This window comes from Tenacibaculum aquimarinum (assembly GCF_022478115.1).
In the GTDB taxonomy this organism is placed as follows: Bacteria; Bacteroidota; Bacteroidia; order Flavobacteriales; family Flavobacteriaceae; genus Polaribacter; species Polaribacter aquimarinum_A.
In genome coordinates, this window is sequence record NZ_JAKGSC010000001.1 from 603,597 (window position 1) to 629,629 (window position 26,033).

A 26,033-nucleotide genomic window follows, 5' to 3' on the forward strand; every position below is an offset into this window, starting at 1 on the left:
TTATAAAACTTAATATTATGAAAAAATTAGCCTTTATTTTATTCGTCTTTACAATCTCTTTTAACAATGTAAATGCCAACAACAAAGTAAAAAGTTCTTTAGTTACAACATCAATTGAAGCTCCAAAATTAAGTGCATTATGCCAATTAATTGTAGCTGGAAATTACGATGCTGTTAAAAATTTAATTAACAACGGAACCAACATTAATAGAAAATCTACAGGAATGACTCCCTTGATGTTTGCTGCACGTTATAACAAAACAAAAATTGCAAAATTATTAATTAAACATGGAGCAAAATTAAATGTAAAATCTGAAAAAGGATTTACAGCGCTAGAATATGCAAAAATGTCTAAAGCAAAAGATGCGTATTCTGTTATAAAAACAGCTTTAGAAACAGCATAATTTCTACTTAATTATTTGAATTAAAAAAGGCTTCACAATTTGTGAAGCCTTTTTAGTATGTTAAAATGTCGATTATCGACTTATAAATCAAACTTAATTCCTTGCGCTAATGGCAATTCATCAGAATAATTTATAGTATTTGTTTGTCTTCTCATATAAACTTTCCAAGCATCTGAACCAGATTCTCTACCGCCACCAGTTTCTTTTTCACCACCAAAAGCACCACCAATTTCTGCACCAGAAGTTCCAATATTTACATTTGCAATTCCGCAATCTGAACCTGCATAAGACAAAAATTTCTCAGCTTCTTTCATTTCATTGGTCATAATTGCAGAAGATAAACCTTGAGCAACACCATTCTGTTTAGCGATAGCGTTTTCTACTTCTCCAGAATACTTCATTAAATATAAAATTGGTGCAAACGTTTCATGTTGAACAATTTCAAAATGATTCTCTGCTTCAATAATTGCTGGTTTTACATAACATCCGCTTTCATAACCTTCACCTTTTAAAACTCCTCCTTCAACTAATACATTTCCACCTTCAGCTTTTGCTTTTTCAATAGCAGCTAAATAGGTATTTACAGCATCATGATCTATTAACGGGCCAACATGTTTTGTTTCGTCTAACGGATTTCCAATTTTAATTTGTCCGTAAGCACCAACAATTGCATCTCTTACTTTATCGTAAACCGATTCGTGAATTATTAATCTTCTTGTTGAAGTACAACGTTGTCCACATGTTCCAACAGCTCCAAAAACAGCACCAGGAACTACAACTTTCAAATCTGCAGTTGGTGTAATAATAATAGCATTGTTTCCTCCTAATTCTAGTAAAGATTTTCCGAAACGTTGCGCAACAGTTGCGCCAACAATTCTTCCCATTCTTGTAGAACCTGTTGCAGAAACTAAAGGAATACGAGTATCGGTTGTCATCATTTCTCCAACTTTATAATCTCCATTTATAATACAAGAAATTCCTTCTGGTAAATTATTGTCTTTTAAAATTTCTGCAATTATATTCTGGCAAGCAACTGAGCATAAAGGTGCTTTTTCAGAAGCTTTCCACACACAAACATCACCACAAATCCAAGCTAAAGCTGTGTTCCAAGCCCAAACTGCAACAGGAAAATTAAATGCAGAGATAATACCAACAACACCAATTGGATGCCATTGTTCTCTCATTACATGTCCTGGTCTTTCCGACGGAATTGTTTGTCCGTTTAATTGTCTTGATAGTCCAACTGCAAAATCACAGATGTCAATCATTTCTTGCACTTCACCTAAACCTTCTTGGTACGATTTTCCCATTTCATAAGAAACCAATTTACCAAGCGCTTCTTTCTTTTCTCTTAATTTATTACCAAACTGACGTACAATTTCTCCTCTTTGTGGAGCTGGCATATCTCTAAATGATAAAAATGCTTTTGTCGCAGCATCCATCACTTTTTCGTAATCTTCTTTAGTCGTAGCTTTTACACTACCAATTAATTTTCCATCAACAGGAGAGTAACTTTCAATAATTTCTCCATTAGAAAAAATGTTAGAACCTGTAGAAGTTCCGTTATTTATGTCTTGTAAACCTAATTCTAATAAGGCTTCTTTAATTCCAAAATCAGTCATTTTGTTGTTAAATTTTAGTTGTTTAATTTAGAAGTTCGAAATTACGAATAATTTTACACATTTATAAATTAAACAGAATTAACTATTTTTGTTTAATTCTAAACAAATTGTTATGAAAAAAATCCTTTTGATTACTGCTTTATTATTAATCACTTTTGGTTGTAAAAATGAAACTAAATCAACTTTAGGCGAAAAACAGAATGAATTCGCTATTATAATTCATGGTGGCGCAGGAACTATTTTAAAGAAAAATATGTCTGATGAAAAAGAAGCTGCATACAAATCAAAGTTAGAAGAAGCTATAAAAGTTGGTCATTCAATTTTAAAAAATGGCGGAACAAGCCAAGATGCTGTAATGAAAACGATACAAGTAATGGAAGAATCGCCATTATTTAATGCAGGAAAAGGAGCTGTTTTTACACATGAAGAAACCAACGAATTAGATGCCTCATTTATGGACGGAAAAACATTAAATGCAGTTGCTGTTGCTGGCGTAACAAGTGTAAAAAGTCCGATAGAATTAGCCATAAAAGTAATGACAGATTCTGATCATGTAATGCTTTCTGGTAAAGGTGCTGCTGAATTTGCTAAAGAAAAAGGGTTGGAAATTGTAGATCCAAGTTATTTTTATACTGAAAGACGTTTTCAATCTTTACAAAGAATAAAAAATAAAGCAAAAACGGAATTAGATCATGACGATAAAAAAGCTGCTTTTTACGATGCTGATATTAAAAACGCAAAATTTGGAACGGTTGGTTGTGTTGCTTTAGATAAAAACGGAAATATTGCTGCAGGAACTTCTACCGGAGGAATGACCAACAAACGTTGGGGAAGAATTGGAGATGCGCCAATTATTGGTTCTGGAACCTATGCAAATAACTTAACATGTGGAGTTTCTTCAACAGGTTGGGGAGAATATTTTATTAGAAGTCAAGTTGCCTACGATATTTCTGCACAAATGGAATATCAACATAAAACCTTAAAAGAAGCTACAACAGACGTTATTCAACATAAATTAACAAAACTTGGAGGAACTGGCGGAGTTGTTGCGCTTGATAAAAATGGTAATATGTCTTTTGAATTTAACACTGCTGGAATGTATAGAGCTTCTATGAATGATAAAGGCGAATTAGTGGTAAAAATTTATACGGAATAAACTACTTTTGTCTTGAATGCAAGACGAAATTTTTAACATACAAACCGAAGCAGAGTTTACAAATGCTGCGCTACAAGTTTTTAAACATCAATTTAAAAATAATAGAACATATCGTTCTTTTTGCGACTTAATAAATGTGCATCCTTCTGATGTAAAAACTGTTGAAGAAATTCCGTTTTTACCAATTCAGTTTTTTAAATCGCATGAAATTATTGCTTCTTCAGAAGAAATTCAGGAAACATTTACAAGTTCTGGAACTACAGGAAGTACAACAAGTAAGCATTTTATTACTGACTTATCTTGGTACACAAAATCTTATTTAAAAGGGTTTCAACATTTTTACGGAAACATAGAAGATTATGCTGTTTTAGCATTATTACCTAATTATTTAGAACGAAAAGGTTCTTCGTTGGTTTTTATGGTTGATGATTTAATTACCAAATCTAAAAATCATGAAAGTGGCTTTTATTTGCATAATTTGGATGAAATCACTCAAAAAATTGAGAAATTAGATAAAAATGGACAAAAAACGCTCTTAATTGGTGTTTCTTTTGCTTTGTTAGATTTGGTTGAAAAACAGCAATTCAACCTAAAAAACACCATAATTATGGAAACTGGTGGAATGAAAGGAAGGCGAAAAGAACTTGTTCGTTCAGAATTACATTCAATTCTTTCTGATGGTTTTGGTGTTGAAAAAATTCATTCAGAATACGGAATGACAGAATTATTAAGTCAAGGTTATTCTAACGGAAATGGTGTTTTTGATTGTCCGCCTTGGATGAAAATTTTAACACGCGATACAGAAGACGCGTTATCAATTCAAAAACCAGGAAAATCTGGCGGAATCAACGTAATAGATTTAGCAAATTATAATTCTTGTTCATTTATTGCCACACAAGATTTAGGAAAACTACACCAAAACGGAACTTTTGAAGTTATTGGTCGTTTTGATAATTCTGATATTAGAGGTTGTAACTTAATGGTGTTGTAATTTTTTGTATATTACTGATTAAAATCATGATTATGAGGTGTTTATTTTTTATATTTTATATTTTTTCCTCTTTATTTACTAATGCTCAAGTAGTAAATATTCCTGATAATCAATTTAAAGCTGCTTTAATTAACAGTCAAGATATTATTGACACAAATAACGATGGAGAAATTCAAGTTACCGAAGCAGAAGCCTTTACTGGAACTATTCATGCTTGGGAAAGACAAGTTGAAAGTTTAATTGGAATTGAAGCGTTTATAAATGTGACTAAAATTTGGGTTTGGAATAATTCTATAACAGAAATAGATTTGAGCCAAAACACAGCTTTAACATATCTTCATATTGAAAGTAATAACCTTACAAGTATTGATTTAAGTAACAACCTTAATTTAGAAAAACTAATAATAGGAAATAATAATCTTTCTGAATTAAACCTTAGTTCAAACCATTTATTTTCACAACTAAATGCTAGTGGAAATAATAATTTATCATATATAAACCTAAAAAATGGAAACTCTCATAGGTTGTATAATTCACCTGCCAGTAATTTTGGAGGATTACCTGGTTTACTTAACGTTTGTGTAGACGATATAAGTAACACAACTCTTACAGATAGAATTACACAAGATGTTGGTCATAATGTTAATTTTACTGAGTATTGTAGTTTTTCTCCTGCTTTATCAAATCAAATAACAGGAAATATAAAATATGATATTAATAATGATGGGTGTACAAATACAACAATAAATATTGCTAATTTGTTAATTACCTCAACTGATGGATCTAATAGCTTTGGGACGATTTCAGAATCAGATGGAAGTTATTTAATTTATACTGGAGAAGGCGATTATACAACAAGTGTTAATTTAAGTACACTACCAAGTTATTTCTCTATAAATCAAAATTCACAAGTATCTAATTTTACAAGTTTTGGAAATACAGATGTTAAAGATTTTTGTATTTCTTCTAATGAAACAACAAACGATTTAAATATTAGTATTGCTCCAACCTCAGAAGCTAGACCAGGTTTTGATGCTTCATATATTATTACATACAATAATGTTGGAACAACTCAGTTAAGCGGAGAAGTAACTATAACTTTTGATGATAGTAAATTAAATTTTCTAACCGCTACACCAAGTGTTACTTTTCAAACTTCAAATTCTTTAACATTTAACTTTACAAACTTAAACCCTTTTGAAAGTAAATCTATAAATGTAAATTTTAATGTTTTTGCTCCACCAACTGTTAATATTGATGAAGAATTAGAATTTAATGTCACTATAACTCCTAATAATAACGATAATACTCCAGAAGATAATACATATATTTTAAACCAAACAATAATTGGTTCTTTTGACCCAAATGACATTACATGCATAGAAGGAAATCAAGTTCTAATTGATAAATCTGATGAGTTTTTACACTATATCATTCGTTTTCAAAATACAGGAACAGCTAGCGCAATTAATGTTGTAGTAAAAAACATCTTAAATGAAAATCTCGATTGGAGTACTTTTCAATTAGAAAGCTTAAGTCATACAAACAGAGTAAGCGTAAGTAACGGAAATAAAATTGAGTTTATTTTTGAAAACATTAATCTTCCTGATAGCACATCAGACGAACCAAATTCTCACGGTTATATTACATATAAAATAAAACCAAAAGAAAATATTGGTATTGGAGAAATAATAGAAAATGACGCTAGTATTTATTTTGATTTTAATTTACCTATAGAAACAAACATTGCACTAACTGAAATGGTGGCTTTTTTAGGAATTTCTGATGAAGTTTCATTAAACTTTAATGTATATCCTATTCCTGCAAAAAAGAATCTTTTTATAAAATCGGATACTGATATTATTAATGTGAAAATATTTAATAATTTAGGGCAGTTGGTCATAGAAAAAACTAATAAAAATAAAGTTGATGTTTCTAGTTTAAGTAGCGGAATTTATTTTTTAAAAGTAGAAGACATTAATAAAAAAATTGGTCTTAGAAAAATTGTTTTGTAAATTAACCTATTTTTCAGCGACTACTTTTAAAAAATAAATAATGAAACACTGTATAACCTTTATTTTTCTTAGCTTTTCAACTGTTTTTTTTGCACAACAAACGGACTATAATACTAAAAAAGGAGCTGTTGCGAGTGGTTATGATGTAGTAGCTTATTTTAGCAATCAGGTTAAAAAAGGAAGCAAAAAATTTACTATAAAGCACGATGGTGTTGCTTTCTGTTTTTCTTCAGAAAAAAACTTAAAATTATTTAAAGAAAATCCAGATAAATACATTCCACAGTACGGTGGTTATTGTGCGTATGCTGTTGCAGAAAGAAATAAAAAAATGTATACACATCCTGAATTTTATGAAATTAGAGACGGAAAATTATACCTATTTTACAATCCTTGGATTGGAAGTGCATTAGAAGATTGGCAAGAAGGAGATGTGAAAAAAAGGCAAGAAAAAGGAGATACTAATTGGAAAAATTTACAGCATAAAAAATAATTCTATGAAGTTTATTTATATCTTATTTTCCCTAATTACAAGTAGTCTTTATAGTCAACAAGTAGATTATAATACTCAAAAAGGAGCCATTGCTAATGGTTACGATGTTGTAGAATACTTTAACAACAAAGCTGTAAAAGGAAATAAAAAAATTACTACAAAACACGATGGTGTTACTTTTCGTTTTTCTTCGGCAAAAAACTTAGAAAGGTTTAAAAAATCTCCTAAAAAATATATACCTCAATTTGGTGGTTATTGTGCTTACGCAATTGGTTTAAATGGAGAAAAAGTTTCCATAAACCCAAAAACTTTTGAAATTAGAGACGGAAAATTATACCTGTTTTACAATTCTTGGGGAACTAATACTTTAGAACTTTGGAAAAAAGAAAACCCTAAAAAATTGCAACAAAACGCTAACATTAATTGGGAAAAAATAAAATTTAGAGAATAGCTTAATTTACACCAATTGTTATTCCTGCGAAGTCAGGAATCCACAGAAACTTAATTATAGATTCCGGCTTCCGCAGGAATGACAGAAAATCAATAAAAATCTATTGTTATTTAGTACTTTTGTATTCAAATAAATACCCATGAATTTTTCGTACTTCAATAGAAAAGAAACACAACAAGAACTTCAAAACACTGAATTTGATCTACTAATTATTGGTGGTGGAATTACAGGTGCAGGAATTGCTTTAGACGCAATTTCTCGTGGAATGAAAGTTGCTTTAATTGAAAAAAACGACTTTGCTTCTGGAACCTCAAGTAAATCAACAAAATTGATTCATGGTGGTTTACGTTATTTAAAACAATTTGATTTTTGGTTGGTAAAAGAAGTAGGTACAGAACGTGCAATTGTACACAAATTAGCACCGAATTTAGTAATTCCTGAAAAAATGATTTTACCACTAGTTGATGGCGGAACATATGGTTCTTGGTTAACATCAGTCGGTTTAAAAGTGTATGATATTTTAGCGTCTGTAGAAGGTGAAGACAAGCGAAAAATGCTAACTAAAAAGGAAAGTTTAGCAAAAGAACCGTTACTTCCTAAAAAGATTTTAAATGGAGCTGGTTATTATGCAGAATACAGAACAGATGATGCGCGTTTAACTATTGAAGTCTTAAAAACTGCTGCAGAAAAAGGCGCAGTTTGTTTAAATTATACTGAAGCTTCTGAGTTTTTATATAAAGAAGATAAAGTGGTTGGAGCAACTGTAAAAGATACTTTCTCTTCGGAAGAATTTACAATAAAATCCAAATATGTGGTAAACGCTGCTGGACCTTGGGTAGACGAATTAAGACAGATAAATAATTCTAAAATTGGGAAACGTTTACACTTAACAAAGGGTGTTCATTTGGTTGTTCCTCATGAAAAATTACCTGTACAACAATCGGTTTATTTTGATATTCCAGACGGAAGAATGATGTTTGCAATTCCACGTGGAAGAGTTACCTACTTTGGAACAACTGATACTAATTTTCAGCTAGATAAAAACAACGTAGAAACCAACTTGGTAGATGCTACGTATTTAATTTCTGCAGTTAATAATATGTTTCCAGACATAAATATAACTTTAGACGATATTGAGTCTTCTTGGGCAGGATTACGACCTTTAATACATGAGGAAGGAAAATCTGCTTCTGAGTTATCTAGAAAAGATGAAATTTTTGTTTCTAAAACGGAATTAATTTCTATTGCAGGAGGAAAACTTACCGGTTACCGTAAAATGGCTGAACGTATTGTAGATTTAGTTGCTAAAAAATACCAAAGAAAATTTGATATTAAGTTTAAAAACGTAACTACAGATAAAATAACATTATCTGGCGGAACTTTTAAAGATTCTAGCGAAGTACAAAGTTATACTGATGCTATTTATAATAGAATTGCTGAAGTAGATTTTGATCAGAAAGATGCTGAATATTTAGTTTATAATTATGGTAAGCAAACAGATGTTATCTTAAAGAAATTTGATGCTTTATCTGATGAAAATCAACAAGAAAAAATGATAAAAGCAGAGGTTTGGTTTACAATAGAAAACGAAATGGTTTGTACACCAACCGACTTTTTTATGCGTAGAACTGGCCGTTTATTTTTTGATATAAACAGCGTTTATAAATACCAAGAATTGGTGTTAAAAGAGTTTGTAAATTATTTTAATTGGGATACAAATACTGTTAAAAAACATCAAAAAGAATTAGAAGAGAAAATTGCTTTAGCTTCTAATTTCAATTAAATGATAATATTTTAGTGTTTGTAGGTTTTGTTTTTAAAAACTCTGATATTCTAATTCTATAAAATCCATTTGATGGAGATTTTCTAAAATCTTCTATTTGATAACCTCCTAAAACATATAAATTATCATTTAAAAAATGCATTTCTGCGCCAGCAAAATTTAAATCTGTTCTATATTCTTTTAGTGTTTTATCTATAGGATTAAAAACAACAAATCTTCCTGCTTCATACAAATAAATTAATCCATCATTTGTTGTAATTGCTGGTTTTTTCATTGCTCTAAAAAGCTCACCTTCTTTTTTCCATTTTCCTGTTTTTAAATTAAAAGACTCTATCTCTTTTAATTTTTTTCCTCTAAAACCTCCAAATAAAAATAAGTTGTCGTTAAAAACAATTCCGTTTACTTCCTTTCCTTTAGAAATTTTGGTAAGTAAATACCAATATCCGGTATCAGAATCATAAAGGTGAACATCGTCTGAATAATTTTTCCTACCATTATCAAATAGTTTAGTAGAACCTCCAAAAACAACAATTTTATTATCATAAACTGCAGCACCAAAATCTACTGCTTGATGTGGGTTTGTTTGATCTTTTGTAACAGAAAAATCTTTTATAGAAATTATTTCAATATTATTTTCAAGAAGATCTCTTGCTTTTGTTTTTGATAACTTTTTTCCTCCTAAAAGATAGATACTTTCTTCTTTTAAAACAGCTTTAAAATAAGCTCTTTTTAATACCTTATCTTTATTTTGAATCCATTTTCTAGTTTCAAAATCGAAAGTCTGTAATGAGCCTTCAAAATTATTAAAATTAATAGAACTTGGTCTATTTAAAATCTTCATAATTTCTTCTTCAGTACTTCTTTGTAACTCTGTAATTCCTTTTTTATTTTTTTCAAATAAGCTGGAATTATCGCCACCAAAAACATGTATTTTATTGTCTTTTAATATAGAACCAAATGAATAAACTCCTTTTGGTAAATTCTGTAACCTTTTATATTCAATGGAGTTTTTAAGCTTTTTATTAGTGTTTAATTTTACCTCCTCCAAAGTCTCTACTTTTTCATCAAGATAAATAACTACAGGAGATTTAATAACATCATAATCAATACTTTTAGTTTTGTATTTAATGTGAGTAATTGTAAGGTTTATACTTTCCTTTTTATGTAATCTAAAAGAAAATTCGCCTTTATTATTGGTTAGAAGCACCTTGTCTTTAAAGAGAATATGGGCTTTTTGAACCGGGGTTTTAGTACTAAAATCTAAAACTACGCCTTTAATTCTTTGAGAAAAAACGTTATTACAGGCTAATAAAAAAATTAAAAGAAGTATCTTTTTCATTGGAAAAATTTCTTTTTATATATCAAAAATCATACCTATTTAAGGTTATGCTTTTTCATTTGCTTCAATGTCTTCTGTTAAATCTAACTCTCTTAAAGTTGGATTTAAAGCTCCTGTGGCAACTACGGTAATTAATGTCATCGTTCCACCAAAAACAACAGCTACAACTGGTCCTAGTAATTTTGCAGCTAAACCGCTTTCAAAAGCACCAAGCTCGTTAGAAGAACCCACAAACATAGAGTTTACAGAAGATACTCTTCCTCGCATTTCATCTGGAGTTTTTAATTGTAAAATTGTTTGACGAATAACCATTGATATTCCGTCTGCAGCTCCACTTATAAAAAGTGCTAAAATACTTACCCAGAAAATAGAAGATAACCCAAAAGCAATAATACTAAGTCCAAAAATAAATACTGAAATCAACATTTTTTTCCCTGTATTTTTATCAATTGGAATGTAAGTTGTTATAAACATGGTAACAATACTTCCTATTGAAATTGAAGCGTTTAAAATACCAAAACCTTCTGGCCCAACTTTTAAAACGTCTTGTGCAAAAACCGATAAAATTGCCACGGTTCCTCCAAACAAAACAGCAATCATATCTAAAGTTAACACGCCTAAAATTGCTTTATTTTGAAAAACAAATTTTACTCCTGCGGATAAACTTTGCATCATAGGTTCGCCAATTTTTTTATTCAAAATTGGTTTCTTCTTTATTAAAAAAGTGAATAGTAAAGACAGCATAACTAATATAAAAACTAAGCATAGCGTTTTGTCAACACCTATCCAACTTATAAAAAAACCTCCGAAAAGAGCACCAGAAACAGAAGCTGTTTTCCAAGTACTTGTACTCCAAGTTGCAGCATTATGATATATGTTTTTAGGTACTAATAAAGCCACTAAAGAAAAAATTGTTGGCCCAAAAAATGAACGCAAAAAACCACCAAAAAAGACTAAAGCATAAATTGAATATAAAACAGAGTTGGTAGACCAATTACTTATTATGTTGTCTGTAGTTAAGAAAAATAAACCTAAACTAATTAAAGAAAAAGCGGCAGTACAAATTGCTAATAAGTTTCGTTTTTCTCGTTGATCTACAATATGGCCAGCAAATAAAGCCATAGAAAATGCCGGAATAATTTCCATTAAACCAATTATTCCTAAAGAAAGTGGATCTTTTGTAATGGAATATACCTGCCATTCTATTACAATAAATTGCATAGACCAACCAAATACCAATAGAAATCTAACGAATAAAAAAATGTTAAACTCTTTTATTCTAAGAGCAGCATAAGGGTCTTTCATTCAATTTATTTTTTTAAATCCATTAGTATAGAAAAAGTATTATTTATTTCTTCTTCCTTAACAACTATTGTCATTTCATTAGTTGTAGAAATAACTTCTTGCACAGCAATATTAGCCCAAGCAAGTTGTTTTAAAATAAAATAATAAATACCAGATTGTTCTAAGTTTCCTTTGGGTAATTTTATAGTAATTGAAGCCAAGTCTAAAACTGTACTTGTTAATATTTCATCTTCAAAAAAATCTTCAACAAAAGGTATTAAACTTTTACTAGTAACTATATTGGTTTCAAAAATACCTTGAGAAATAGTTAAAAAAGTATCGGTTTGTTCAGCAGATTTGGTTAAAATTTTAGCAATTTCTTTTAATAATGTTGGTGTATTTTTAAAGGTAAAATCACATAATTCTGATCGAACTATAAAATCACCCAAATTTACTGCTAGCTTTTTTATGTTTTTCCTTATTCTTAAATCGGTTGCTGGAGAAAGTCTATTTATTGCCATCATTACTGCTCCAACTTTAACTTCTTTGCGCAAAACTTTAGTAACTTCTGGCAAAATTTCTCTTGCTAAAGAAGATACATTTATTAATTTTTCATTTAGCGCTTCTTCAATAAAAGGCGTTTTTCTTATAGTAGCTTCAACAGCTTCTTGTATAGTTTTCATTCAGTAATTTAAAAATAAAACAATTTGTTCAAAATTAAACATTTGCTTTTACTTGAATTGATATATTTGTGAAAACTTTTAAAATGAACGTACAAATTATAAATAAGTCTAAACATGCAACTCCAAATTATGAAACTGAAGGAGCAGCAGGAATGGATTTACGCGCAAATATTGAACAAGCAATAACATTAAAACCTTTAGAAAGAGCCATTGTTAAAACTGGTTTATTTATAGCTTTACCTATTGGTTTTGAAGCACAAGTTAGACCAAGAAGTGGTTTGGCTGCTAAAAAAGGAATTACAGTTTTAAATTCTCCTGGAACCGTAGATGCAGATTATCGCGGGGAAATTGGTGTAATTTTAGTTAACTTATCTAATGAAGAGTTTGTTATAAATGATGGAGAAAGGATAGCACAATTAATTATTGCAAAACACGAACGTGTAAATTGGCAAGAGGTTACCGTTTTAAGTGAAACAGAACGTGGTGCTGGTGGTTTTGGAAGTACAGGAGTTTAAAACACTTAAATATAAAAATGAAATAATGAAAAAGAAACAAAATTTAGTGCAATTTAGACTTACAATAACTTTTTTATTATTCACAATTTGTAATACTATTAATGCTCAATGGAAATACGAGAGTGTAAAAAACATAAAAGATGATGTAATTATCTTTTACGATGTTGTCTATGAAAAAGAACTCACCGAAAAACAAAAAAAGAGCACAAGTTTTATTAAAGAACTAGTAATTACTTTTAATAAAAATAAGCTCTTAGAAAAAAGATTGGGTGAAAATTTAAATTTATCTAAATATCTTTTATTAGATTATAGTGAAGAAAAAGCATACTCTTATTCTGATTATAGTAAGCGTAAAAAGGCGGTTATTAAAGACTTTAAATTACCTACAAGAGATGTAACATTTCATGAAGGGAAAAAGAAAGAAATTTTGGGTTTTTCTTGCCAATTATCTACCGTAAATAGAAAAGGAAAAAACTACAACATTTATACGACAAAAGAATTAGGGTTAAGATATGTACAGTTTTTTAATACAGAGGGGTTTATGTTAGAATTTCCTGGGTATAGTAAAAGCTTAGGAGCTTATACTGTTACTGCAAGAAGAATAGCATATTCTAAAGTTCCAAACTCTATTTATAGTTTAGATGACTATAAAATAATAACTCCAGAAGAAAATAAAAAAGAGCTTAAAAAAATAAAAGAAAAAAAAATAATTAAGGCAGAAACTGATCATAGAAGAATTGGAACAAACGCTCCTAAATTTTCATTTAGAACAATGAAAGGAGATAAAATTAAAAGTAATAGTTTAAAAAACAAAGCAACAGTTCTTTATTTTTGGTTTACTAAAGGAAAATGGAGCAAAAAACAAATTCCTGAGCTTAATACACTGAAGAAAAAATTTAAAAATAAAGATGTAGCTTTTATAGCAATTGCTTTAGATAAAGAGTACAAGTTAGATTCCTTTTTAAAGTTTAATGAATTTAATTATCAACTTGTTGAAGATGGAAGATGGTTAGCAGAAAAGTTTGAGGTAAAATCTTTTCCAAGCCATGTAATAATTGATGAAAAAGGAATTATACAATTTTACAAATCTGGATATAATACAGAGTTAATAGAAGAAATGTCTTATAAAATAAGTAAGATTTTAAGTAAATAATTAAGGTTCTAAAACTTTATAAACCTGACTCATTTTTCGAACCTCATCATGCAATAAATCAAAAGGTAAAAAAGTGTGTGAATGATATTTATAACCGAGCTTTTTATAAAATTGAAAAGCTTGTGGCTGCGCATCCATTGCATCTAACCAAATAATTGTATAGCCTTTTTCTTTAGCTTTTTTGTCTAACCAAGAAAGCAACGTTTTACCAATGCCGTTTCCTTGTGTGTTTTTATGTAAATAAATTCGGTGGAGTTTTACTTGTTTTTCTTCAGATAATCCTTCCAGTTCTTCATCCCAAATAATTCTAAAATTACCTATAATTTCACCTTTAAATAGTACAAAATAGTATTCGGTTTTCTCTTGAGAGAGCTCTTTTAAAATGTTTTCTTTTGAATATTGTGTATTTACATACCAATCTCCATTATCTTGCCAAAAGTGAGCATACGCAAGCGGATATACTTCTTTCATAAGAGTAAACAACCTATCTGAATCTGAACTCAAAATAGGTTGTAATTGTATGTTTTCTGTTACTTTTATCATTTCAAAATAAAAAAAACTGCTACAGATTGATTAATTCCGCAGCAGTTTTATAATTATAAAAACTTCTAATTAAACTTAATCTTGGTTTTCAATAGCATCTTTTATTTTTCCTTCTAATTCTTCCATTAAATCTGGATTGTCTTTTATTAAACCTTTAACAGCATCTCTACCTTGACCTAATTTTGTTTCTCCGTAACTAAACCAAGAACCACTTTTCTTAACAATACCTAATTCTACACCAATATCTAAAATTTCTCCAACTTTAGAGATTCCTTCTCCATACATAATATCAAATTCTGCAATTTGAAAAGGTGGTGCAACTTTATTTTTAACAACTTTAACTTTAGTCATATTTCCTATAACTTTATCGCCATCTTTAAGTTGTGTTCTTCTTCTAATATCTAAACGTACAGATGCGTAAAACTTTAATGCGTTACCACCTGTTGTTGTTTCTGGATTACCGAACATTACACCAATTTTTTCACGTAATTGGTTAATAAAAATAACTGTACAGTTAGTTTTAGAAATTGTACCTGTTAATTTACGTAATGCTTGACTCATTAAACGTGCATGAAGACCCATTTTAGAATCTCCCATCTCTCCTTCAATTTCAGATTTTGGAGTTAATGCTGCAACAGAATCAATTACAACAATATCAATTGCTCCCGAGCGAATTAAATTGTCTGCAATTTCTAATGCTTGCTCTCCATGATCTGGTTGAGAAATAATTAAATTGTCTATATCTACACCTAAATTAGCTGCATAAAATTTATCAAATGCATGTTCTGCATCAATAAATGCTGCAATTCCACCAGCTTTTTGAGCTTCTGCAATTGCGTGTAAAGTTAATGTTGTTTTACCTGAAGATTCTGGTCCGTAAATTTCAATAACTCTTCCTCTTGGATAACCACCAACGCCTAAAGCTAAGTCTAACCCTAAAGAACCTGAAGAAATTGCATCTACTTCTTGTGTAACTACATCTCCTAATTTCATTACAGAACCTTTTCCGTAAGTCTTGTCTAATTTATCTAAAGTAAGCTGTAATGCTTTAAGTTTTGCTGCTTTTTCTTTATCTGCTGCTGCCATAAATCTTGCTTTGTTTATTTTTAAATAAGTGCGACAAGTTACAAAAATATAAGATGATTTCCCTAACAAAAAACAGTCAAATTTATAGTATTTTTACACAAAGTATAATCTCAATGAAATCTATAATAAATTTAAAAAACAAAAATTCTTTTGTTAAAATTGAAAAAGGTGAATTAATTAGTTTTAAGAGAGAAAATAAAGAATATATTCATCAAAAAGGGAATAAAGGGTGGCGTAATTCTGATGATGAAATGTTTCCTGTAATTGGTCCAACTGTTAAAAATAATTATAGAGTTCATACCAAAAATGGTATTGCAATTTTAGATCAACATGGTTTATTGCGTGAACTTGATTATACTTTAGTTTCTTCGAATGAAAATTCGGCTAATTTTATAAAAAAATATTCTAAAAATACTGCTATAAAAAACAGTAAATTCCCAGTAAAATCTAATGAAGAAAATTTATTTTGGCCGTTTGATTTTTCTTTTGAAAAGAATTTTAAATTAGAAAATAATGTTTTAAAAATAGAATTTATTATCAATTCAAAAAAAGGAATGCCTTTTATGTTGGGCTATCATCCTGCATTTCTTTTATCTAATACAGGTAATGAAATTTTAGAATCTAATGAAACTAAAATTACCTTAAAAGATGTTTTTAAAGCAGGTTCTAATGCTTTTCCCATTTTAGGAACAGATAAAGTTACCTTAAAAAATATTGATAAAAACGATTTAGAAATTACTACTAAAGGGTTCAATAATTTTATGTTGTGGACAGAAGTTGACAATATGCTTTGTATAGAGCCAATTACACAATATACTTCTCATACAGATCAAAAATTTTCTGAAGAAAATATGAGTTTATCTCAAGGAGTAAATTTTTTTTCTGTAGCAATTAAAGTTATATAATTTGATAAAAAAACACCGCCATTTTATAATTCATAAACCTTGGGGAATGATTTCTCAATTTGTAAATCCTGCAAAGCGGAAGAAAAAATTATTGGGTGAATTATATGATTTCCCTGATGGAACAATGGCAATTGGACGTTTAGATGTGCCTTCGGAAGGCCTACTTTTATTAACAACTGATGGAAAAGTTTCTGCTGAGATTAGATCACAAAAATACGAGAAAGAATACTACGTACAAGTTGATGGAATTATAACTGAAAAAGAGATAGCACAATTAAAAACAGGTGTAGAAATTGGTTTTAATGGAAAAAAATATATTACAAAGCCAGGGAAAGCATTTTTAATTGATGACCCAAAGTTTCCACTGAGAAGTCAAAAAATTAGAGATGAACGACATGGTCCAACAAGTTGGGTTTCAATAATTATTAGAGAAGGAAAGTTTAGACAAGTACGTAAAATGACCGCAGCAGTTGGGTTTCCTACTTTACGTTTAATTCGCATTAGAATTGGTGAAATACAATTAGGAAATATAAAAGTTGGAAAAGTTATTGAAGTTAATGGATTTGTTTCTTAAAAAAACATATCTTTCTGTAATTTTTATGCTTTTTTATCTACTAAGACATAATACTTATTTTTTATAAACTTCTGATTTTTAATAAATAATGAAAATATTAATTCTTTTTCTTTTCTTTATTACTAGTATATATTCTCAAAGAACTTATATACCTGATAATAATTTTGAGCAAGCTCTTATTGATAAAGGTTATGATTCTGGTCCAATAGATAATTACGTTTTAACTTCCAATATTAATAATTTGAATGAAATTTTTTTAATGGACTATAATATTTCTGACTTAACTGGTATTCAAGATTTTTCTAATATAAAACACCTACAGGTTAGAAATAATAATTTAGTAGAAATAGATATTTCTTCTCTTATTAAATTAAGAACCATCTCTTGTAATAATAACAAATTAGAAAGTATCGATATATCTAATAATAGGAACTTAGAAATTCTTTTTTGTAAAAATAATAATATAAAAGAAATAATAACCACTAATAATCCTCTGCTTCAATCTATTGATTTTAGTAACAATAAAATTGAAGAATTAAATTTTTCAAGTAATAACGATTTACAGTTTATTTCTGTTAATAATAATGATTTAGAGTATCTTAACGTTAAAAATGGACACAATATTGAAATTACAAGCTTTAATGCATTAAATAATCCAAAATTAGAATGTATTGCTGTTGATAATATTAATTATAGTACTATTAATTGGTTAAATGTTGATAATACAACTAGCTTTACTGATAATGAGGAAGCATGTACACCAATACCATGTAACATTTTTGTTGATGAAATAGAAGATATAAACACATGCCAAAATTATATTTTACCAGAATTAATAAATGGAAATTATTACACGCTCTCTGGTGGTGAAGGTGAAATGTTACAATTTGGAGATATAATTTCTAGCTCACAAACTATTTATATTTATAATACAGATACTATAAATTCTAATTGTACAAAAGAAAGCAGCTTTACTATAAATATAGACTGTAATGTTGGTAATTTTAATTCTTTTCCATTGTTTTTTACTCCAAATGACGATTATAAAAATGATTTTTGGGTGGTAAAATCTAATAAAGAAATTAAAGAAATATTAATTTTTAATAGGTTTGGAAAACTTATTTCCAAACCAGACTTACAATTAGGTTGGGATGGAACTTATAAAGGAAATAAAGTTCCTTCAAATACCTATTGGTATAAAATACATTTTTTAGATAATTCTCTAAAATATGGAAGTATTACATTACTTAGAAAATAAGTAATGCAAAAACACCGTCATTTTATAATTCATAAACCTTAGGGAATGATTTCTCAGTTTATAAATCCCGCAAAGCGGAAGAAAAAATTATTAGGTGAATTATACGATTTTCCTGAAGGAAAAATGGCAATTGGACGTTTAGATATGCCTTCGGAAGGCTTATTTTTATTAACAACTGATGGAAAAGTTTCTACTGAAATTAGACCCCAAAAATACGAGAAAGAATACTACGTACGAGTTGATAGAGTTATAACCGAAAAAGAGGTAGCACAATTAAAAACAGGTGTATAAATTGGTTTTAATGGAAAAAAATATATCACAAAACCTGAGAAATAATTTTTAATTGATAAAATACAATTAGATGATTTAGTAGTTGGAGGCGCTAAACAAGTAAATAATTTAACTTGATATTTATCATATAAATTAGTAAAACTTGTACTTAATTTTGTTAAATGAATAATTCTAACACAACTTTATATATTGTAGCTGGGGTAATAATTTTACACTTTGTAGTTGGTTTTGGTTACTTAATTTATAAAATGACTAAAAAAAAAGAGAAGTAAAACACTTCTCTTTCTTATTAAATTCTAATTAAAATTTATTTTCCTCCATTAGCTTTTAAATCTGCCAAGCATTGAGCGTCTAAAGTTGGTACACTTCCTGCTGAAAGCATGTTACCAATACCTTGGCTCGTTTCTGCTGCCCAATACATTAAACAATCTTCTTCATCACAATGTTTAGGATGTTCTTCATCTTCATGATCACTTTGTAAATCGGTTCCTAAATTTGTTAATCCTAAAATATGGCCAAACTCATGGTTAATTACTGAAGTTTCTAACATACTTCTTTCTGGATCAAAACTACTATCACTTAAATTATGAATTGTTTCTTCATAAATTACAAAAGAAGTGTTCCAATAGGCTGTTCCTAAAACCGAACTAGAATTGGTATCATTAGAAGATTTTCCATTAATAAACAAAACCCAAACAGCAATTGTTGTATCTGTATTATAAGCTGTTCTATTTTCTTTTTCTATAGCCACAACTTCTTCTAAAGTATAAACTGTTTTACCTGTGCTAGGAATTTCATTAGTAATAAATTCTATCCCTTCTGGTTTGTTAATTCTATTTTCAAGAAAAGTTTTAAAATTATTTTTAGCTATTTCAGCAGGTTCAAAACCTTCAATAAAAGCCATTTCTACTGTTATTTTCTTAAAATTAATATCTGATAGCAAATCATTTGCAGAAGATCCTGTAGGTTGCCTGTTTTCATTGACAGTTACTGTTGGGTTCTCTGTATTTTCTTCACTCATAGAAGAAGAACATGAATAAAATACTAAAAAGAATAAGAAGGTTTTTATAAGAGAAGTTTTCATTTAATTTTAATTTATAAATATACTTACGAACAAATAAGGTTTCTGGTTTTAAAAAAAGCCTTACAACTATAATTAAATAGTCGCAAAGCTTTTAAACAACTAAACTAAAGGGGCACTAAAAAATTTATATTTTTTTAAATGTTAATGTTGTTGATGCATCTGTTTTACTTTTTAAATGAACTAAAGTATTGCTATAAGTAGTTACTACCCAATCTTGCCCTAAAGCACTAACTGCAGTTCCACTAGCAAAATTTGTGTTTAAAAAAACATCTGTTTCTGAGCTTACTGAATAGGTTCCTTCTATATTACTTGTTGTTGTGTTTACAATATCTTTAGCTAATAACTTTAAGTCGTTAGTAAACTCAATTGTATAATTTACATAATCATTTGCAGTATCTACACTTGCAACAATATAGCTTTCTACAGTAAATTTAGTTCCTGTTAAAATGGCTTCAACTTCTGCTGCTACTTCAGCAGAATCTTCTTTTTCTTCTTCAAACTGAACACACTCTGAAATTGCATTCTGAAAATCTATATCACTATTAACTGCTACAGACGTTCCATTACTTAATGTTACATTTATAGGATAATCAACTGAAAATAATTCATCTTGTTGTAAACCTGTAATAAAAGTGTGTAATTGGTTTTCTGACTGAAGAACAACATTTCCTGTTTGTTCCAAAGCAATATCATAGGTTAAAATTGTAATTGGAAACTCAATATCTACACAAGAAATTGCATCTTCTCCTTGAGATTGTGCGTTTTCACATTCTTGTTTTAAAGCATCAAATTCCGTTTGATTATTAACAGTAACTTCTGTGTAATTACTTGTTTTAACACTTATAGGAAATTCAAATATAACAGTATCAGAATCATCATTAAACTCTCCCATAATGTTTAATACTGAAGAAAAATCTAATTTACTTAAAAGCGTAACTTGTTGTCCGTTTACGGTTGCAGATAGGGGAAATAATAGCTCTGTACATGCATTTCCATCTAAAAAATCATCTTCCGAACCATTATTCATTGCAGTTCTTTCATAATTTGATGCTGTTGGTGATGTTGAAGAATTTGTGTTTGGATTAGATCCTATTTCTGCATTTTCTTCAGTTTGACATGCTGTAAAACCTAAAACTAATGTTAATGTTAATAGTGTTATTTTTTTTAATACTTTCATCTTAATATCTTTTAATAATTAATGTTTATTATTTTAATAGGAAAAAACTTTTTTAATTTACCTAAATATTATTTTTGGGAGAGGCCTAATTTCCCTTCTGTAAGTAAAACAACTAAATATTTATTTACCCTACCTTTGCAATTCATTTTTCCTTAAAAAAATATTTTATGGCTACTAAGTCTCTTTGTGATGAAATTTATTTTAATGAATTTTATACTTCTCATATTCAGCATGCTAGTAACTTTGCATACTATAAATCTGGAGATAAAAATACTTCATTAGATTTAGCACAAGAAGCATTTATAAAAATTTGGGAAAACTGTTCTAAAGTAGATTTTTCTAAAGCAAAGTCTTACTTATTTACAGTGGTAAATAACCTTTTTCTTAACAAAGTTAAACATGAAAAAGTAGTTTTAGAATATGCTAAAAGTAGTCCTTATTTAGATGTTAATAACCAGAATCCTGAATATTTATTAGAAGAAGAAGAGTTTAAAAATAAACTTCAAAATGCAATTTCAGAATTAACTGAAGGAGAAAGAGAAGTTTTTTTAATGAATAGAATTGATGGAAAAAAATACAGAGAAATAGCAGAATTCTTAGAAATTTCTCAAAAAGCAGTTGAAAAAAGGATGTCATCAGCATTAAAAAAATTGAGAACAAAAATTGAAGGAATTTAATCTTCTTTTAAAGTAGGGTAAAACACATTATAGTTGTTATATATATAGAAGTACCAAAAATGAAAAACGAAAACGACATTTTAAAATGGCTAAACAGAGAAAACTCTGATGAAGATTTATTGCGCCTAAAAGAAACTGAAGAGTTTACTACTTTAGAAAAAATTGCGCATTATTCATCTCAGTTAGATACTCCAAAAGTAAATGTAGAAGAAGCATTAAAAGATTTAAAATTAAAAACGCAAAACACAACCAAAAAAGGTAAAGTTGTTCGTTTTAATATTAAAAAATTGTACAAATATGCTGCTATTTTGGTTGTTTTATTAACAACTACTTATTTTCTATTTTCAAATAGTAACACTAATTTTAAAACAGAATTTGCACAAACAAAGAACTTTAATTTACCCGATAATTCTGAAGTAATTTTAAATGCTAACTCTGAAATTTCTTACGCTAAAGATAAATGGGAAGAGAATAGAAATTTAAATTTAGAAGGAGAAGCATATTTTAAAGTACAAAAAGGAAAAAAGTTTACTGTAAATACTGAAATTGGTGAAGTAACTGTACTTGGAACACAATTTAATGTAAAAGAAAGAGAAAACTATTTTGAAGTAAAAACTTATGAAGGTTTAGTAAGTGTTACGTATAAAAACTCTGTTGTTAAATTGCCTAAAGGAACCATTTTTAAAGTAGTAAATGGTAAAATTGATACCACACATACTTTTGATATAAATGAAAAATCTTGGTTGCAAAAAGAATCTAATTTTAAAAGTACAGCTTTACGTTTTGTTTTAGAAGAAATAGAAAATCAATTTGGATATACTATAGAAACAACAGCTATAAATTTAGATATTTTATATTCTGGTGGTTTTACACATAATGATGTAAATAATGCATTAAAATCAATAACAATTCCTTTACAATTATCTTATAAAATTGATGGTAAAAAAATTACTATCTTTAACTATGATAAATAGGTTTCAGTTTTTTTTTATCAGTTTTATACTTATAACTAGTATAACGTTTGCTCAGAATTCTTCTGATAAAATTGCACTGTCTTCATTATTATTGAATTTAGAAAAAACGTATGATATTAAGTTTTCTTATTCAGATAATGATATAAAAAACGTTACTATAACGCCACCTAAAAAAGGAATATCGCTCCAAGATCTTTTAGCTTATTTAAACACAAAAACAACTTTACAATTTAATACTTTAGACAATAGATATGTAACTATTTCTTACTTAAATAAACTTATTTCAATTTGTGGTAGTGTATTAAATGTAAGCAATTTAGAACCACTTGTTTTAGCTTCGGTAAGAATAAATAATTCTAAAATAGGAACTGTAACTAATGACAAAGGTGATTTTTATCTTCAAAATGTACCTGTAAATGCCACAGTAAGTATTTCTTTTATTAGTAATAAAACAAAAGAAGTATTGGTGAAAGAATTATTTTCTTCTAGTGGTTGTAAAACAATTTATTTAGATGAAGAAGTTGAAGAATTATCTGAAGTAAGAATTGCACAATTTTTAACTTCTGGTTTACAAAAAAATGTAGACGGAAGTACAGTTTTAAACACAGAAAAATTTGGAATTTTACCTGGTTTAATTGAACCCGATATTTTAAAAACAATTAAAATTTTACCTGGAGTAGAAAGTGTAAACGAAAGTATTTCTAATATTAATGTTAGAGGTGGTACAAACGACCAAAATTTAATGCTTTGGGATGGAATTAAAATGTATCATTCTGGTCATTTTTTTGGCTTAATATCGGCTTATAATCCATATTTAACAAAGAAGGTTGCGGTAACTAAAAATGGTACAAGCAGTGCTTTTTCTGACGGAGTTTCTTCAACAATAAACATGCAAACTTCTAATAGAATTACAAATAAATTTTCTGGAGGTGGTGGTTTTAATTTCTTAAGCGCAGATGCTTTTTTAAGAGTTCCTATTAAAGATAATATTGAGTTTCATATTTCCGGAAGAAGATCTTTTACAGATTATTTAAATACACCAACTTATAATAATTATTTTGCACGTAGTTTTCAAAATAATTCAGTTGCTTCTAACTCAGAAAATGATGCTGATTCTAATTTTTATTTCTATGATTATTCTTTTAAATTCTTATACGATGTAAATTTTAACCATGCTATTAGAGCTAATTTTATTCACATTAAAAATAATTTTGAATTTAAAGAAGAATACGCTTCTAATACCAATACAATAGAAGAAAAAAGTAATTTAATACAAGAAAATATAGGCGCTAAAATTAATTGGGAAGCAGATTGGAGTTCAAATTTTTCTACAAATTTATCGGCTTTTTTCTCTGATTATAGAATTAATTCTTCAGATTATAATAAGGAAACAGATCAATTTCAAACACAATTTAACAACGTTTTAGAAACTGAAATTAAACTCCATTCTAAATATGAGTTTTCTGATGTTTTTCATTTTACAAATGGTTTTGTATTTAATGAAATTGGTATAAGAAATACCACTACAGTTAATGCTCCAAGTTTTTCTAAAACATTAAAAGAAGTATTATTAAAAAGTGCATTTTATTCTGAAATTGAATATCAAAAAAACAAAACTTATGCAAGATTTGGTTTTAGAGTTAGTCATTTTAATAAGTTTAATAAATTCATTTTAGAACCTAGAGTTAACATAAGACAAAAAATAAATTCAGAGTTTTCATTAAAATTAGAGGGTGAATTTAAAAACCAAACTACAGCTCAAAAAATAGATTTTGAAGATAATTTTTTAGGTATAGAAAAAAGAAGATGGATTCTTTCTGATAACGATAAAACGCCAATAATTAAAAGTAAACAAGCTTCTTTTGGAGTGGAATTTTCTAAGAATAAACTAATATTAGATATTACAGGTTTTTATAAAAAAGTAAGTGGAATAACTGCTGCAAATCAAGGATTTTACAACAATACACAAACTTTTAATTCTATTGGAAATTACGAGACAAAAGGAGTAGAGTTCTTAATAAATAAACAAGCTAAAAATATTAGTACTTGGTTAAGTTACACCTATTCTAAAAACGATTATGAGTTTGATATTTTTAATCCTCAAACTTTTTCCAATAGTTTAGATATTACACATTCATTAAGTGCTGCTTTTAACTATAGTTTTACTAAAAACTTTAAAATATCTCTAGGTAATGTTTTACGTTCTGGTAAACCTTTTACCAAGCCTATTAAAGGTAATGAAACTATACAAAACGGAAATAATACTATTGTAAATTACGATAATCCAAATAAAGAAAGGTTAGATAACTTTTTTAGAGTTGATGTTTCCGGAAGTTATAAATTTAAATTTTCTGAAGCTATAAAATCTACAATACGTGTAGGTTTTACCAATATTACTGATAGAAAAAACATTATAGATTCGTATTATATTGTAGATGAAACTGCAGAAAATAATGTAAGACGAATAGATAATTATTCTTTACCTTTTACACCAAATTTAAGTTTTAGAGTAAACTTTTAATTAGCATTTAAATCCATTCTAATATGTGGAATTCCGTCTTCTAAATACTCTTCACCTATTTGTTTAAAACCATGCGTTTCATAAAACTTCTTTAAATACAATTGGGCAGAAATTGTAATTTCTTCAACTTTAAAATGATAATTTACAGCGTCTATAGAAGCTTTCATTAAATTGTGTCCGTAACCGTATTTTCTTTCTTCAGCAGCTACAACAACTCTACCAATACTTGCATTTTTAAAATAATCTCCTGGTTTAAAAATACGTGTATACGCTACTATTTTATCGTTTTTAAAACCTAAAATATGTAAAGATTTTTGATCTTTATAATCAATATCTTGGTACACACACTCTTGTTCTACAACAAAAACTTCTGAGCGTAATTGTAAAATAGCATACAACTCATTAATAGTTAATTCTGAAAATGATTTTACGGTAAATTTCATTAACAAGAAATTTTATCAACTCTATTTGCATGTCTTCCTCCTTCAAATTCTGTTGCAAGAAAAATATCTACAAAACCAATTGCTTGTTGTACAGAAACAAAACGTGCAGGAATTGTAAGTACATTAGCATTATTATGTTGTCTGGTAAGTGCAACCAATTCATTATTCCAACATAATGCAGCTCTAATTCCTTGGTGTTTATTTGCTGTCATTTGTGCACCATTTCCGCTTCCACATAAAATAATACCCATTTCTGCTTTACCACTTTCTACAGCATTAGCTGTTGGATGAATAGCATCTGGATAATCCATAGAATCGTTAGTATCAGTTCCAAAATTGATAACTTTATATCCTTTTTCTTCTAAATGTTTTATAATTTCGAACTTATATTGTGTTCCTGCGTGATCGTTACCAATAGCGATTGTCATAATAGATTGATTTTAATTGTGTTGTATGGTACAAAAATACAGAAACTAACGGTTATCAACAGTTATAAACAATGTAAATTTTAGCTTTTTTAATAACTCTTTAGTTTTTAAGTTTTTAACGTTTTAAGACAATGTTAAGAAGTTGTAATGAGAAACTCGTAACTTTATTTGGTGAATCTAATTTTT

25 protein-coding genes and 1 pseudogene are annotated in these 26,033 nt (G+C 28.4%); 16 read left to right on the forward strand and 10 right to left on the reverse strand.

Annotated elements, in window-relative coordinates:
* The first annotated feature begins 17 nt into the window (after positions 1-17).
* Positions 18-404, forward strand: coding sequence for an ankyrin repeat domain-containing protein (locus L1S33_RS02925; RefSeq protein WP_240561163.1), 387 nt, complete (start codon positions 18-20; stop codon positions 402-404).
* Between the two features lie 80 nt (positions 405-484).
* On the opposite strand, the gene amaB is transcribed toward L1S33_RS02925, so the two are convergent.
* On the reverse strand, positions 485-2,026 hold the full coding sequence (amaB, locus tag L1S33_RS02930) for an L-piperidine-6-carboxylate dehydrogenase (RefSeq protein WP_240561164.1): 1,542 nt from the start codon (positions 2,024-2,026) through the stop codon (positions 485-487).
* A 112-nt stretch (positions 2,027-2,138) separates the two neighbouring features.
* Here amaB and L1S33_RS02935 point away from each other — a divergent pair, with 112 nt between their 5' ends.
* The 6 genes from L1S33_RS02935 (at position 2,139) to L1S33_RS02960 (ending at position 8,912) form a co-directional block, all read left to right on the forward strand.
* Entirely contained in the window at positions 2,139-3,182 is a 1,044-nt protein-coding gene (locus L1S33_RS02935; RefSeq protein ID WP_240561165.1) for an isoaspartyl peptidase/L-asparaginase family protein, read from the forward strand.
* Between the two features lie 16 nt (positions 3,183-3,198).
* Positions 3,199-4,173, forward strand: coding sequence for a LuxE/PaaK family acyltransferase (locus tag L1S33_RS02940; protein ID WP_240561166.1), 975 nt, complete (start codon positions 3,199-3,201; stop codon positions 4,171-4,173).
* 32 nt (positions 4,174-4,205) lie between these two features.
* Positions 4,206-6,188 carry a DUF7619 domain-containing protein gene (locus L1S33_RS02945; RefSeq protein WP_240561167.1) on the forward strand — a complete coding sequence of 661 codons (1,983 nt, stop codon included), beginning with the start codon at positions 4,206-4,208 and terminating at the stop codon, positions 6,186-6,188.
* Between the two features lie 40 nt (positions 6,189-6,228).
* A complete protein-coding gene (locus tag L1S33_RS02950; RefSeq protein WP_240561168.1) occupies positions 6,229-6,678 on the forward strand; it encodes a YHS domain-containing (seleno)protein in 450 nt (149 codons plus the stop codon).
* A gap of 4 nt (positions 6,679-6,682) precedes the next feature.
* Positions 6,683-7,129, forward strand: coding sequence for a YHS domain-containing (seleno)protein (locus L1S33_RS02955; protein WP_240561169.1), 447 nt, complete (start codon positions 6,683-6,685; stop codon positions 7,127-7,129).
* A 139-nt stretch (positions 7,130-7,268) separates the two neighbouring features.
* Positions 7,269-8,912 (forward strand): glycerol-3-phosphate dehydrogenase/oxidase, encoded by a 1,644-nt coding sequence (locus L1S33_RS02960; RefSeq protein ID WP_240561170.1) that lies wholly within the window; start codon positions 7,269-7,271, stop codon positions 8,910-8,912.
* Here the strand turns inward: L1S33_RS02960 and L1S33_RS02965 are convergent.
* From L1S33_RS02965 to L1S33_RS02975, 3 genes are read right to left on the reverse strand one after another with little or no spacing between them, the layout of a single operon-like run.
* A complete protein-coding gene (locus tag L1S33_RS02965) occupies positions 8,905-10,251 on the reverse strand; it encodes a Kelch repeat-containing protein (RefSeq protein WP_240561171.1) in 1,347 nt (448 codons plus the stop codon). The two genes, L1S33_RS02960 and L1S33_RS02965, sit on opposite strands and share 8 nt — an antisense overlap.
* A 45-nt stretch (positions 10,252-10,296) precedes the next feature.
* Entirely contained in the window at positions 10,297-11,556 is a 1,260-nt protein-coding gene (locus L1S33_RS02970; protein WP_240561172.1) for an MFS transporter, read from the reverse strand.
* Positions 11,557-11,561: 5 nt separating this feature from the next.
* Positions 11,562-12,218, reverse strand: coding sequence for a hypothetical protein (locus tag L1S33_RS02975; protein WP_240551053.1), 657 nt, complete (start codon positions 12,216-12,218; stop codon positions 11,562-11,564).
* An 83-nt stretch (positions 12,219-12,301) separates the two neighbouring features.
* Here L1S33_RS02975 and dut point away from each other — a divergent pair, with 83 nt between their 5' ends.
* Positions 12,302-12,733 (forward strand): dUTP diphosphatase, encoded by a 432-nt coding sequence (dut, locus tag L1S33_RS02980; RefSeq protein WP_240551052.1) that lies wholly within the window; start codon positions 12,302-12,304, stop codon positions 12,731-12,733.
* A gap of 25 nt (positions 12,734-12,758) precedes the next feature.
* Entirely contained in the window at positions 12,759-13,886 is a 1,128-nt protein-coding gene (locus L1S33_RS02985) for a peroxiredoxin family protein (RefSeq protein WP_240561173.1), read from the forward strand.
* Here L1S33_RS02985 and L1S33_RS02990 read toward each other — a convergent pair whose 3' ends face one another.
* Positions 13,887-14,429 (reverse strand): GNAT family N-acetyltransferase, encoded by a 543-nt coding sequence (locus tag L1S33_RS02990; protein ID WP_240561174.1) that lies wholly within the window; start codon positions 14,427-14,429, stop codon positions 13,887-13,889. It lies immediately after the preceding gene.
* 75 nt (positions 14,430-14,504) lie between these two features.
* Positions 14,505-15,515: a recombinase RecA gene (gene recA / locus L1S33_RS02995; protein ID WP_240551049.1), complete on the reverse strand. Its 1,011-nt coding sequence runs from the start codon at positions 15,513-15,515 to the stop codon at positions 14,505-14,507.
* Positions 15,516-15,628: 113 nt separating this feature from the next.
* On the opposite strand from recA, the gene L1S33_RS03000 reads away from it, so the two are divergent.
* The 4 genes and pseudogenes from L1S33_RS03000 to L1S33_RS03015 all read left to right on the forward strand — a co-directional run.
* On the forward strand, positions 15,629-16,420 hold the full coding sequence (locus tag L1S33_RS03000; RefSeq protein ID WP_240561175.1) for an aldose 1-epimerase: 792 nt from the start codon (positions 15,629-15,631) through the stop codon (positions 16,418-16,420).
* Between the two features lie 4 nt (positions 16,421-16,424).
* Positions 16,425-16,994: a pseudouridine synthase gene (locus L1S33_RS03005; protein ID WP_303435321.1), complete on the forward strand. Its 570-nt coding sequence runs from the start codon at positions 16,425-16,427 to the stop codon at positions 16,992-16,994.
* A gap of 88 nt (positions 16,995-17,082) precedes the next feature.
* On the forward strand, positions 17,083-18,252 hold the full coding sequence (locus L1S33_RS03010) for a T9SS type B sorting domain-containing protein (RefSeq protein ID WP_240561176.1): 1,170 nt from the start codon (positions 17,083-17,085) through the stop codon (positions 18,250-18,252).
* Positions 18,253-18,297: 45 nt separating this feature from the next.
* Positions 18,298-18,540: pseudogene (locus L1S33_RS03015) on the forward strand (pseudouridine synthase); the annotation flags it as partial.
* A 310-nt stretch (positions 18,541-18,850) separates the two neighbouring features.
* On the opposite strand, the gene L1S33_RS03020 reads toward L1S33_RS03015, so the two are convergent.
* Positions 18,851-19,627 (reverse strand): membrane metalloprotease, encoded by a 777-nt coding sequence (locus L1S33_RS03020; RefSeq protein WP_240561177.1) that lies wholly within the window; start codon positions 19,625-19,627, stop codon positions 18,851-18,853.
* Between the two features lie 124 nt (positions 19,628-19,751).
* Positions 19,752-20,804, reverse strand: coding sequence for a hypothetical protein (locus L1S33_RS03025; RefSeq protein ID WP_240561178.1), 1,053 nt, complete (start codon positions 20,802-20,804; stop codon positions 19,752-19,754).
* A gap of 167 nt (positions 20,805-20,971) precedes the next feature.
* Between L1S33_RS03025 and L1S33_RS03030 the strand changes: the two genes are divergently transcribed.
* Genes L1S33_RS03030 through L1S33_RS03040 form a run of 3 tightly spaced genes read left to right on the forward strand, consistent with a single transcriptional unit; the run spans position 20,972 to position 24,976 of the window.
* Positions 20,972-21,481, forward strand: coding sequence for an RNA polymerase sigma factor (locus L1S33_RS03030; protein WP_240561179.1), 510 nt, complete (start codon positions 20,972-20,974; stop codon positions 21,479-21,481).
* Positions 21,482-21,540: 59 nt separating this feature from the next.
* Positions 21,541-22,455, forward strand: a complete 915-nt coding sequence (locus L1S33_RS03035; RefSeq protein ID WP_240561180.1) for a FecR family protein — start codon at positions 21,541-21,543, stop codon at positions 22,453-22,455.
* Positions 22,418-24,976 (forward strand): TonB-dependent receptor, encoded by a 2,559-nt coding sequence (locus L1S33_RS03040; RefSeq protein ID WP_240561181.1) that lies wholly within the window; start codon positions 22,418-22,420, stop codon positions 24,974-24,976. Before L1S33_RS03035 ends, L1S33_RS03040 begins: the two co-directional genes overlap by 38 nt.
* Here the strand turns inward: L1S33_RS03040 and L1S33_RS03045 are convergent.
* Together L1S33_RS03045 and rpiB are read right to left on the reverse strand one after the other, a co-directional pair.
* A complete protein-coding gene (locus tag L1S33_RS03045; RefSeq protein ID WP_240561182.1) occupies positions 24,973-25,419 on the reverse strand; it encodes a GNAT family N-acetyltransferase in 447 nt (148 codons plus the stop codon). The genes L1S33_RS03040 and L1S33_RS03045 overlap by 4 nt on opposite strands.
* A complete protein-coding gene (rpiB, locus tag L1S33_RS03050; RefSeq protein ID WP_240561183.1) occupies positions 25,419-25,847 on the reverse strand; it encodes a ribose 5-phosphate isomerase B in 429 nt (142 codons plus the stop codon). Before rpiB ends, L1S33_RS03045 begins: the two co-directional genes overlap by 1 nt.
* Positions 25,848-26,033 lie beyond the last annotated feature (186 nt).

Bases quoted from the DNA above. Each gene is read 5' to 3' on its own strand.
- recA (WP_240551049.1), bottom strand. From the start codon at position 15,515: ATGGCAGCAGCAGATAAAGAAAAAGCAGCAAAACTTAAAGCATTACAG.
- L1S33_RS02945 (WP_240561167.1), top strand. From the start codon at position 4,206: ATGAGGTGTTTATTTTTTATATTTTATATTTTTTCCTCTTTATTTACT.
- L1S33_RS02975 (WP_240551053.1), bottom strand. From the start codon at position 12,218: ATGAAAACTATACAAGAAGCTGTTGAAGCTACTATAAGAAAAACGCCT.
- L1S33_RS02970 (WP_240561172.1), bottom strand. From the start codon at position 11,556: ATGAAAGACCCTTATGCTGCTCTTAGAATAAAAGAGTTTAACATTTTT.
- rpiB (WP_240561183.1), bottom strand. From the start codon at position 25,847: ATGACAATCGCTATTGGTAACGATCACGCAGGAACACAATATAAGTTC.
- L1S33_RS03040 (WP_240561181.1), top strand. From the start codon at position 22,418: ATGGTAAAAAAATTACTATCTTTAACTATGATAAATAGGTTTCAGTTT.
- L1S33_RS03000 (WP_240561175.1), top strand. From the start codon at position 15,629: ATGAAATCTATAATAAATTTAAAAAACAAAAATTCTTTTGTTAAAATT.
- L1S33_RS02940 (WP_240561166.1), top strand. From the start codon at position 3,199: ATGCAAGACGAAATTTTTAACATACAAACCGAAGCAGAGTTTACAAAT.
- L1S33_RS02965 (WP_240561171.1), bottom strand. From the start codon at position 10,251: ATGAAAAAGATACTTCTTTTAATTTTTTTATTAGCCTGTAATAACGTT.
- L1S33_RS03010 (WP_240561176.1), top strand. From the start codon at position 17,083: ATGAAAATATTAATTCTTTTTCTTTTCTTTATTACTAGTATATATTCT.
- L1S33_RS03030 (WP_240561179.1), top strand. From the start codon at position 20,972: ATGGCTACTAAGTCTCTTTGTGATGAAATTTATTTTAATGAATTTTAT.
- dut (WP_240551052.1), top strand. From the start codon at position 12,302: ATGAACGTACAAATTATAAATAAGTCTAAACATGCAACTCCAAATTAT.
- L1S33_RS02985 (WP_240561173.1), top strand. From the start codon at position 12,759: ATGAAAAAGAAACAAAATTTAGTGCAATTTAGACTTACAATAACTTTT.
- amaB (WP_240561164.1), bottom strand. From the start codon at position 2,026: ATGACTGATTTTGGAATTAAAGAAGCCTTATTAGAATTAGGTTTACAA.
- L1S33_RS02955 (WP_240561169.1), top strand. From the start codon at position 6,683: ATGAAGTTTATTTATATCTTATTTTCCCTAATTACAAGTAGTCTTTAT.
- L1S33_RS03025 (WP_240561178.1), bottom strand. From the start codon at position 20,804: ATGAAAGTATTAAAAAAAATAACACTATTAACATTAACATTAGTTTTA.
- L1S33_RS02990 (WP_240561174.1), bottom strand. From the start codon at position 14,429: ATGATAAAAGTAACAGAAAACATACAATTACAACCTATTTTGAGTTCA.
- L1S33_RS03045 (WP_240561182.1), bottom strand. From the start codon at position 25,419: ATGAAATTTACCGTAAAATCATTTTCAGAATTAACTATTAATGAGTTG.
- L1S33_RS02925 (WP_240561163.1), top strand. From the start codon at position 18: ATGAAAAAATTAGCCTTTATTTTATTCGTCTTTACAATCTCTTTTAAC.
- L1S33_RS03035 (WP_240561180.1), top strand. From the start codon at position 21,541: ATGAAAAACGAAAACGACATTTTAAAATGGCTAAACAGAGAAAACTCT.
- L1S33_RS02950 (WP_240561168.1), top strand. From the start codon at position 6,229: ATGAAACACTGTATAACCTTTATTTTTCTTAGCTTTTCAACTGTTTTT.
- L1S33_RS02960 (WP_240561170.1), top strand. From the start codon at position 7,269: ATGAATTTTTCGTACTTCAATAGAAAAGAAACACAACAAGAACTTCAA.
- L1S33_RS02935 (WP_240561165.1), top strand. From the start codon at position 2,139: ATGAAAAAAATCCTTTTGATTACTGCTTTATTATTAATCACTTTTGGT.
- L1S33_RS03020 (WP_240561177.1), bottom strand. From the start codon at position 19,627: ATGAAAACTTCTCTTATAAAAACCTTCTTATTCTTTTTAGTATTTTAT.